The organism is Mesorhizobium sp. M4B.F.Ca.ET.203.01.1.1, assembly GCF_004791025.1.
Lineage (GTDB): Bacteria > Pseudomonadota > Alphaproteobacteria > Rhizobiales > Rhizobiaceae > Mesorhizobium > Mesorhizobium abyssinicae.
The window spans coordinates 240,857-249,960 of the sequence record NZ_SRUO01000004.1 but is presented as its reverse complement, the minus strand read 5'-3'; the positions used below and the strand labels follow the sequence as shown (position 1 = coordinate 249,960).

The 9,104-nt window shown below is 64.2% G+C and carries 12 protein-coding genes; 6 read left to right on the top strand and 6 right to left on the bottom strand.

All coding sequences use genetic code 11. The features are described 5' to 3' along the window. The first annotated feature begins 18 nt into the window (after positions 1–18). A complete protein-coding gene (locus EN846_RS11090) occupies positions 19–807 on the top strand; it encodes a GGDEF domain-containing protein (protein ID WP_127283668.1) in 789 nt (262 codons plus the stop codon). Positions 808–899: 92 nt separating this feature from the next. Here EN846_RS11090 and EN846_RS11085 read toward each other — a convergent pair whose 3' ends face one another. The 5 genes from EN846_RS11085 to EN846_RS35070 all read right to left on the bottom strand — a co-directional run bounded on the left by EN846_RS11085 (position 900) and on the right by EN846_RS35070 (position 4,765). After that, positions 900–1,202: a DUF982 domain-containing protein gene (locus EN846_RS11085; protein WP_127392779.1), complete on the bottom strand. Its 303-nt coding sequence runs from the start codon at positions 1,200–1,202 to the stop codon at positions 900–902. A 174-nt stretch (positions 1,203–1,376) separates the two neighbouring features. Then, positions 1,377–1,559 (bottom strand): hypothetical protein, encoded by a 183-nt coding sequence (locus EN846_RS11080; RefSeq protein ID WP_127392642.1) that lies wholly within the window; start codon positions 1,557–1,559, stop codon positions 1,377–1,379. A 95-nt stretch (positions 1,560–1,654) separates the two neighbouring features. Beyond that, the gene (locus EN846_RS11075; RefSeq protein WP_127392641.1) at positions 1,655–1,948 is read right to left on the bottom strand and encodes a hypothetical protein; all 294 of its coding nucleotides are present in this window, start codon (positions 1,946–1,948) and stop codon (positions 1,655–1,657) included. A gap of 491 nt (positions 1,949–2,439) precedes the next feature. After that, a complete protein-coding gene (locus EN846_RS11065; protein WP_135913837.1) occupies positions 2,440–4,518 on the bottom strand; it encodes an ATP-dependent helicase in 2,079 nt (692 codons plus the stop codon). Positions 4,519–4,594: 76 nt separating this feature from the next. Further along, the gene (locus EN846_RS35070; RefSeq protein ID WP_187331185.1) at positions 4,595–4,765 is read right to left on the bottom strand and encodes a hypothetical protein; all 171 of its coding nucleotides are present in this window, start codon (positions 4,763–4,765) and stop codon (positions 4,595–4,597) included. A 137-nt stretch (positions 4,766–4,902) separates the two neighbouring features. On the opposite strand from EN846_RS35070, the gene EN846_RS35065 reads away from it, so the two are divergent. Further along, positions 4,903–5,070 (top strand): hypothetical protein, encoded by a 168-nt coding sequence (locus tag EN846_RS35065; protein ID WP_187331184.1) that lies wholly within the window; start codon positions 4,903–4,905, stop codon positions 5,068–5,070. 303 nt (positions 5,071–5,373) lie between these two features. Here the strand turns inward: EN846_RS35065 and EN846_RS11060 are convergent, their stop codons facing one another. Further along, positions 5,374–6,345 (bottom strand): LysR substrate-binding domain-containing protein, encoded by a 972-nt coding sequence (locus tag EN846_RS11060; RefSeq protein WP_127283662.1) that lies wholly within the window; start codon positions 6,343–6,345, stop codon positions 5,374–5,376. Between the two features lie 111 nt (positions 6,346–6,456). Here EN846_RS11060 and EN846_RS35060 point away from each other — a divergent pair, with 111 nt between their 5' ends. From EN846_RS35060 to EN846_RS11035, 4 genes are all read left to right on the top strand, one after another. Continuing rightward, a complete protein-coding gene (locus EN846_RS35060) occupies positions 6,457–7,290 on the top strand; it encodes a hypothetical protein (protein WP_187331183.1) in 834 nt (277 codons plus the stop codon). Between the two features lie 55 nt (positions 7,291–7,345). Then, positions 7,346–8,287 (top strand): DMT family transporter, encoded by a 942-nt coding sequence (locus tag EN846_RS11045; protein ID WP_127392639.1) that lies wholly within the window; start codon positions 7,346–7,348, stop codon positions 8,285–8,287. After that, positions 8,280–8,483: a hypothetical protein gene (locus EN846_RS11040; protein ID WP_127285720.1), complete on the top strand. Its 204-nt coding sequence runs from the start codon at positions 8,280–8,282 to the stop codon at positions 8,481–8,483. The genes EN846_RS11045 and EN846_RS11040 overlap by 8 nt, the downstream gene beginning before the upstream one ends. Before the next feature lie 167 nt (positions 8,484–8,650). Beyond that, positions 8,651–9,091, top strand: a complete 441-nt coding sequence (locus tag EN846_RS11035) for a MucR family transcriptional regulator (protein ID WP_127285721.1) — start codon at positions 8,651–8,653, stop codon at positions 9,089–9,091. Positions 9,092–9,104: the final 13 nt, after the last annotated feature.

Below are 9,104 nucleotides of genomic sequence, written 5' to 3'. Positions count from 1 at the left end.
CGCAGCGGGAGCAATAGAATGCGCATCGATTTGTCCCCGACGAGCTGGGGCAGGGTCATTGCAGTCACGGTGGTCGGCACGGCGGTCTGCATCGCCGCGGCCTTCTTCGTCGATTCCTACAATTTCCCCTTGCTGTCGCCGGACGCCCTGTGGCGCGCGCAGATGACGGACCTCTTGCTGCCGCTCGTGCTGGCGGGGTCGTTCTTCTTCTTCCTGATGTTCAAGATGCGCCAGCTTGCCGTCGCCCAGAAGGAGCTGAGCATCGTCGCGGCCACCGACAGCCTGACGGCGGTGTTCAATCGCGGCGCCTTCTCGATGCTGGTCGAGGCCTACCTCGATCAGGCGCGCAGCCAGGCGGTCGTCGATGCCGGCGCCTTCCTCATCGTCGACGCCGACCATTTCAAGACCATCAACGATCGCCTCGGACACGATTGCGGTGACCAGGCGCTGAAGCTGATCGCCAAGACGATCCAGGGCCAGTTGCGCGGCGCCGACATTGTCGGGCGCATCGGCGGCGAGGAATTCGCGGTCTTTCTTCCCGGCGCCGACGCCTCGCAGTCCTGGCTGGTCGCCGAAGGGATCAGGCGGCGCATCCGCGAGGTGGAGTTCTCCCCCGACGGCCGGCCTTGCCCGCTTTCGGTCAGCATCGGCGGCGTCGCCTTCAACGGTCCCGCTACATTTGCCGACATGTACCGGACGGCGGACAGTCACCTTTACAAGGCAAAGTCGAACGGCCGCGACCAGGTCAGCTTCGCAACGGTCGCGCTGCTTGGCCCGCTGACCGATGACGCCGCGACGGTCCATTGAGACGAGTAGCGAATAGTGAGTAGCAAATAGCGTTGCGCCGGCTGGCGCATGCATTGCCTTCCCTACTCGCTATTCCCTATTCGCTATTCACTTTACGCAGCATAGCCGCCGAAGCTGCGCGCCACCGGCTTGACCGAGACGGCGGGCTGGGCGGCGGGCCAGAGGATGCCTGCCGTCACCGCGAAGGTGATCAGCGCATCGCGCGCCGCCTCGGGCGAGATCTCGCCGGCTCGCGCCGCTTCGCACGCCTTCACCGCGGCGCCATAGCTCAGCCGCCGCCGCGACGGCGGGAATTCGGTCAGGAATTCATGCATGTCGAACAGCGACGCGATCATGCGCTTGTGGCCGGCGCCAACGGTAAGGGCGACCGGGGTGAAGAACATCCTGTCGTGCATTCTGGCCTCTTGGGTTGGGCGGAGGTCGGCGGGCGCCGGTTTCCGATCGGGGGTCGAACGCCAGAGAACGCGGGAAGGGGCGGGAGGTTCCATGATTTTGGGGGTTAGGGAGAATAAGGCGGGGCACCAGGGGCACCAGGGCGTTGCCTTCGATAGGCGCAAGCCGGGCCGCTGCTACGGCGCCGTGGTCGTGAGGATCTGGGGCGGCGCGCTAGGCGACCCCGGATGGTGGGTCGAAAGCAAGAGCAAGAGAATGGCGACGCCGGCGATAAGCGCTGCGACGACATTGACGAACAGCCGCCCGGCTAACTGGCCAAGCCGTTGTCGCCGGCTCATGGTGGCGGGAACGAAACGCATTTACACCCTCCCGCTAAAGCAGAGTCCGACAAAACGTCGGACAGGCGCTCACCGAAGCTCGCCCTGGAGCCACGGTTCGCGCCACGCCCATGACGTTACCAGCCTCGGTGGTAGCCGCAGCTCCACACCCGCTTGATCACCAGGCGGTGGTGGTGCCAGCGCTTGTGCACCCTGACATGGCAGCGGTCGCGGTCGCGACGCCAGTGGCGCCGATTGTCACGGTCATAATCGCGCATCGCATAGTGGCGATGATGGCGGCGCCAGGAGTAATCATCGCTATAGCGCGTGCCGTTGTCGGTGGTGATGGTCAGGCTTGCCGCTTGCACCGGAGCCGTCACCGGCGCCAGCGTGGCCATGCCAAGCATGGCGGCGAGAACAACGTTCTTCATATCCGTCTCCTTTGCATTAGGTCTTGCTTACGGAAACCCGCCCGCTGGCTGATGGTTCCATCGCGATGGAGGGGCGTGCTGATACGTTTCGTGAGGAGGCCAGCGACGATGAAGGCTGGTCAGTCCGGGGCATGGAGGACGAGGTAGTCCGTCGAAACGGCGTTGGCGCCGGTTCCTCGCGTGACGCGCACGGTCGCCAACTGGTTGCCGTTGGCACCGCTTCTGGCTGTCGCCGCATCAATAGGCCGGCACCTGCCTATCATGCCGTTTCCGCGTAGCCTGTCGGGCAGAGCGGCGGAGCACTGAGCCATGTCCCGGTACACGACTGGCCGTGCCTCTCCCGGATGGCAGGATGCCATGTCCGGGCTGCAGGAAAGCAGGATCATTGCCGCCGCCGCTACAGGGTCCATCGTCGCGCTCCACGTCAATGCGGGTTAACGCCAGGTCCGGGCTTTGGTTGCCGGCAAAGGAAACGGCCGCGGGCGGCGGGCCTATTTCCACATGCCGCGCATGCGCGCGCCGAGGTCGACCTTGACCTCAGGCCGCCGGCGCGGATCGTCCTTCGCCTGCACGCTCGCCCAGGACGTCTGCTCGAAGGCGGAGAGCAACGAGGCCGGGATGAAGCGGGTGCGCGCGGCATAAACATGGCGGTCGCCGCGCGCCGCCTGGCCGTGCACGAAGAAGCGCTGCGGCATGACCAGGTGCAGCCTGTCCTTGGCCCGCGTCATCGCCACATAGAGCAGGCGCCGTTCCTCCTCGATGTCTTCCTTGCTGCCGACACCGAGGTCGATGGGGATGCAGCCGTCGACGGTGTTGAGCACGAAGACGTTCTTCCACTCCTGGCCCTTGGCGGAATGGATGGTCGACAGGATCAGATAGTCTTCGTCGCGGTGCGGCGGGCCTGCCTCGTCGCTGGTGGCGTCCGGCGGGTCGAGCGTCAGTTCGGTGAGGAAGCGCTCACGCGACGGGTAGCCGGACGCGATCTGCTCGAGCTGCAGGAGGTCGGCCCGGCGCATCGTTGCATCCTCGTGCATGCGCTCGAGATGCGGTTCGTACCAGAGCCGGATCCGCTCAAGGTCGGCCGGCCATTTCGCGCCGGCGCGCAGGCCTTCGTAGAGCGCCAGGAAGGAAGGCCAATCCTCGGCCGCTCGCTGCGGCGGCCGGTAGCGGGCGAGCCCCATCGCCTCGTCGAGCGACGTCGCCATCGTCTCGACGATCTGCGCGGCCGCCGACGGCCCGATGCCCGGCATAAGCTGCAGCACGCGGAAGCCGGCGACGCGGTCGCGCGGATTTTCGGCGAAGCGCAGCACCGCCAGCATGTCCTTGACATGGGCGGCATCGAGGAACTTCAGCCCGCCGAACTTGACGAAGGGGATGTTGCGGCGGGTCAACTCGATCTCCAGCGGCCCGCTGTGATGCGAGGCGCGGAACAGCACGGCCTGCGACTTCAGCGCCGTGCCGGCCTCGCGCTCGGCGAGGATCGCGTGGCAGGCATAGCTTGCCTGCTCGGCCTCGTCGCGTACGGTGACCAGAAGCGGCTTTTCGGACGATCTGCGCTCGCTCCAGAGGTTCTTGGTGAAGCGCTCGGCGGCCTCCCCGATCACCGCGTTGGCCGCCGCCAGGATCGTCTCGGTCGAGCGGTAGTTGCGCTCCAGCGTGACGATTGCCGCTGCCCGGGCGAACTGCGTGGGGAAGTCGAGGATGTTGCGCACTTCCGCGGCGCGGAACGAATAGATCGACTGCGCGTCGTCGCCCACCACCGTCAGGCCGGCGCCGTCGGGTTTCAGTGCCGTCAGGATCGAGGCCTGCAGCCGGTTGGTGTCCTGGTATTCGTCGACCAGCACATGGTCGAAGCGGCCGCCGAGATGCGCCGCGATCTCCGGCTCGGCCGCCATCTGCGCCCAGTAGAGCAGGAGGTCGTCGTAATCGAGTACGTTCTGCGCCTGCTTGGCCTCGACATAGGCCGCGAACAGGTCCTTCAACTGCTCTGCCCAGCCGGCGCACCATGGGAACACACCGCCCAGCACCTCGCCGAGCGGCGCCTGCGCGTTGACGGCGCGCGAATAGATCTGCAGGCAGGTGCCCTTGGTCGGGAAACGGCTCTCCGTCTTGGAGAAGCCAAGCTCGTGCCGGGCAAGGTTCATCAGGTCGGCGGAATCCTCGCGGTCATGGATGGTGAAGGCGGGATCGAGGCCGATCTCCAGTGCATAGTCGCGCAGCAGCCGGGCGCCAATGCCGTGGAAGGTACCGGCCCAGGAGAGCGCGTCAGCGATGACGGAAGCGTCGCGCCCCAGCACCTCGCCGGCGATGCGCTCGACGCGCTTGGCCATTTCAGAGGCGGCTCGGCGCGAGAACGTCATCAACAGGATGCGGCGCGGATCGGCGCCTTTGACGATCAGATGCGCCACGCGATGCGCCAGCGTGCTGGTCTTTCCCGACCCCGCGCCGGCGATGATCAGCAGCGGCGCCGCGACCTGGCCGTCGCCATGCTCGACCGCCAGCCGCTGTTCGGCATTGAGCTTGTCGAGATAGGCTGGCCGCAAGGGCGAATCACGGAGGGCGAGGTTCATCGCCCATCAAGCATCGTTTCCGCTTTGTTCGCAATGGTGGCGACGCTGCCAATCTCCGCCAAAAGTGGCAGTTTGCCTACCGCCGTGGCTCGGCACCCATCGCCACCGACTGACGTCGCAGCGACCGGCGTTCATCATCATCCTGCAATGGAAGTGGCTCGAAGCCGTCGGGCACCTCGTCGATGACTTTCTTGGCGAAGCGATAGGTCACATAGGCGAACAGGCCAACAATCAGCAGACGGATCATGATCAAAAGCTCCTTCCAGCGGACCAACCGGGGAGAGGGGCATTTTGTTCCGCCGGCGCCTCATCCGACCTGGCTCGCGGTGCAACCAAACCGCCATCGTCTCGTTTGCCCTCAGGGGCGAACGAGAGGAGGTTGTCATGATGAAGCTTCCGATGCTGCTGGCCTTGGGGCTCGCGCTCGCCGCCTGCGACAACAGCGTCCAGCCGACAAAGGCGCCCGTCGACCAGAACCCGCAGGTCGACAAGAACCCGGTGCCGAAGTCGACCACCGGCGGTGACCAGCAGGGAACGCAGCCGGCACAGTGAGGCACGGCGCAGTTCAGGCAAATCTGGCCAGCTGTTGCACAGAAGAAGGCCGGCGCTGCTTGGGAGGAAGCTGAAAAGCGCCGGCCAAGCGGGAAAGTCAGGCCCGCCGCAAGAAAGATCATAGCTGAGTCTTGCCGCTAGGTCAGGGGGGCAGGTTGGGGAAGACTGCTGGAAGTGGGGGAAATCCGGCGGAAATTCCGCCTATTGTGTGAAATCTACAACAAAAACCCAGAGTTGCGGCGGGAGGTCGTCATTTGTACCTGATCGGGCACATGGCTTATCGAAGAAGCCTGTGCGAGTGCCTCAAGCCATCGCCGCGACGCGCTTCACCGGCACGCCTTCGATCTCCTGATCCAGCTGGCGCTGGGTCATCGCCGCTTCGGCCATCACCCATTGCTTGAACAGCACAACCTTGCGTGCCGCGTGCTGGGTGTCGGGACTGACGAAGTACCAGCCAGCGGTGTTGGGGTGGTGGACCGCGAACGGGGCCACCAGCCGCTCGGCGCGGATGTCGCTGGCCATATAGGCGCGGTTGGCGACGGCAAAACCCATGCCGGCATTGGCCGCTTCGTAGGACATCATGCAGGAATCGAAATAGATGCTTTTGGTCTCGCCGAGCACGAAGCTCGCCCCAGCAAAGCCCAGCCACGACTGCCAATTCTGGGTGCAGGTGTCGGAGTGGAGCAGCGTGAAATGCCTGAGATCGTCCGGCGTGACCTTCGACAGCGGCTTGTCGCCGAGGATCTCGTGGAAGAGTTTGCGACTGCACACCGGCGTCAAATCTTCCTTGAACAGCAGGTCCGCCTGCAGGCCGGGGAAGCTGCCGTCGCCGTAACGGATCTCCAGGTCGTATTCCGAGGTCGCGAACTCATGCGTGGCGTACGAGGTCGACACCCGCATTTCGATATCGGGATATTGCCGCTGGAACAGCGGCAGGCGCGGAAAGAGCCAGCGCGCAGCGAAGGTCGGCAGCACCGAGATCTTCAGCACATGCGCCTGTGATTGCCCGGTCGCTTCCATGCTGGCCGCCACGATCCGCTCCAGAGCTTCGCGCACCCGCGACACATAGGTCTCGCCTTCCGGCGTCAGCGACACCGCGTTGCCGCCGCGCTGGAAAATCTTGAAGCGCAGCTGGTCCTCAAGGCTCTTGACGCGCTGGCTGACGGCGGAAGCGGTGATGAACTGTTCTTCACCGGCACGCGTGAAGTTCCCGTGCCGGGCAGCACTCTCGACGATTTTCAGCGAATTGAGGTTGACCTGACTGAGCAGACGCACCGTTTTCGACCTTAAGCTGGGCTTAGGGTAGCACCAGCATTCCTAAATTTACAGGGGTGGGCGGATTAATCGACTGTTTACCAAGTGTTGCCCCCACGCTGGAGAAGTAGAATGAACGCCCACACCATCCCCGAACTGCGTTGTGCGATGAGCCGTGAAGCCATCATCGGCCACGACACCGCCTGGAAAGTGTCGAGTTTCGGCGTCGCCCAGTATCTGCACGGCTACGACCCGGCGCTGCTTGCCGCGATCGAGGAGGCTGCCTTGAAGCTGAAGTCCAGCCATGCCGTGCACAAGCATCTGGATCTCACCTTCATCACCGGCGCCGACCGCTACATTCCCGAGATCAAGGAACTGCTGAACGACAAGCTGCGCCTGGAGCGGCTCTCCGACATGATGGGCACCAAGCTCGAGCCCTATCCGCTGTCGATCGTCGGCTCGACGGTCACCTTCATGAATCCCAAGGACGGCGCCGTCGAATGGCATTGCGACGGCGTGCCGGTCACCGAGCTCATCCCGCTGTCGATCAGCGATCCGCTGATCGGCGGTCATCTGGAGATCTATTGCGATGATTCCGAGACCGGACGGGCGATCCTGGAATCCGGACGCGAGATCCCGCGCAACCGCATCATGCGCATCGACCACAAGATGAACTACGCCACGCTCGGCCAGTTCCTCGGCGTGCTGCATCGCACCGCGCCCATCCAGCTCGGCTCGCGCGTCACCCTGGTGCTCAACCAGCGCTCGGTCGCAAAGCCCTATGTCGACGATAACCGCATGTTCTACCTCGCCGCCGACAACGACCACGATCGTGCATGGGTGAATGAGCTTGCCGACGACGTCTGGAACAACCAGCTGCCGGCCTACCGCCGTTTTGCCGAGGAGCATCCCGCCCCGCAGCCGGCCGCGGAAACCGTCGCCGGCGGCGCCAGGGAATCATGGTAGTGAAGCCATGGGCGGAAACCGGCTTGCTTCGCTGATCCAGCATTCGGAACAGGTCATGGCCAGGCAGGAAGACAGGACCCCATCCCGGGTCCTGCGGGATGGAGCGGCCCCCGCGGCCGCGCTGGCCTTCGCCGCCGGCGCGGTGGCGCTGTGGTCGACCAATGCGCTGGTCGGCAAGTCGCTGCTTGAAAATCATCCGGTATCGCTGGTGCAATTCCTGCAATTCACCGGCGCCGCCTTGGTCTTTGCGCTGATCAGGCTGAAGCGCCGCGCGCCAATCCACCTTCTTCCACAAGGGGAGAAGGGGGAGACAACCAACCTCGCTGCCTTTGCCGTCGGCTTCATCGGCCTCGTCGGCACCATGGTCCTGCAATACATCGCCTTCGCCTCGATGCCGGTCATCGAGGCAAATCTTGTCGCCTATACTTGGCCGCTGATGGTGGCGGCCGCGCTGATCGTGTTGGACAGCCCGCGTCGCCCCGCGCTGCTCGGCGTCACCGCCGCGCTCGGCTTTGTCGGCGTGGCCCTGGTGATTTCCGGAGGCCGCGAGCAGTCCTTGTTCCAGGGCAATCTTGTCGGTTATCTCGCCGCCTTCGGTTCGGCGCTGTGCATGGCCTTCTATTCGATCTTCGTCGGTCGCGTGGCCACCCCGCCGGACCGGTTCCTGCTGCCGTCGGCCGTGGCCGGCGTGGTCCTCACCTTTGCCTGGTGCCTGCATGACGGCGTCGCCTGGCAGGCCGGAACCTATCTCATTGCCGGGCTTTATCTCGGCGCCGGCCCGATGGGGCTCGGTTACTACTTCTGGTCGCGGGCGCTGAAGCTCGACCGGGGCGGCAAGGTTGCGGTTGCCGCCTATCTCACGCCGATCGCCTCGACTCTCCTTCTGGCGCTGTCGGGCGAAACGCTGACGATGACGGCCATCGCCGGCGCCGTCCTTGTCATCGGCAGTTGCATTGCGGTGGGCATCGAAGGTCCGGAGGCCGGGAACCATGCTTGACGAGGACGAACGCCGCGCCAGACAGGAAGCGCATTGGCTGGTGAAGGAATTCGGCGCCGAGGCGCCGCTTTACGCCGCGATGAAGGCGGAAAAGGCGATTGAGCAGAAAGATTTCGGTCGTTGTGCCCGTTGGAAGCGTATTCTCGAAATTTTGGCTGATACCGGCCTATCCAAGTCTGCTGCTTCCAAGTATTAGATTTTCTAAATTGCGCGGCTGCCGTCGCCCATGAAAATATCGCCCCGTATTGAGTCTGCAGGGTTTATTGACTCTATGGGTCCGTTGGGGAGCACGGTCAAAATCGATACATCATCAAAAGTCTACAACTAGAGCTGGTGACTTGATCATCGGCAGAGGGAAAAAAATTGCACAATATCGACGACAAGACCGCGATTGAACTAACCGCCGACATTGTTTCGGCCTATGTCGGCAACAATCCGCTTCCGGCTTCCGGTCTGCCGGATCTGATCGCCAGCGTCAGCGCCTCGGTGCGCAAGCTGAGCTCGGTTGCCGCCGCCAAGGAGGCGCCGGTGCTCAACCCGGCCGTCAATCCGAAGCGCTCGGTGTTTCCGGACCACATCGTCTGCCTCGAGGACGGCAAGAAGTTCAAGTCGCTGAAGCGTCACCTCGCCACCGACCATGGCCTGACGCCGGACGAATACCGCGCCAAATGGGGGCTTGCGCCCGACTATCCGATGGTGGCGCCCAGCTATTCGGCGACCCGGTCGGCGCTGGCCAAATCTTCCGGCCTCGGCCGCAAGCCGGCGGCTCAGCCGGCCAAGGTGGCGAAGCGCAAGAAGGTTTGATTTTCTGGCCTCG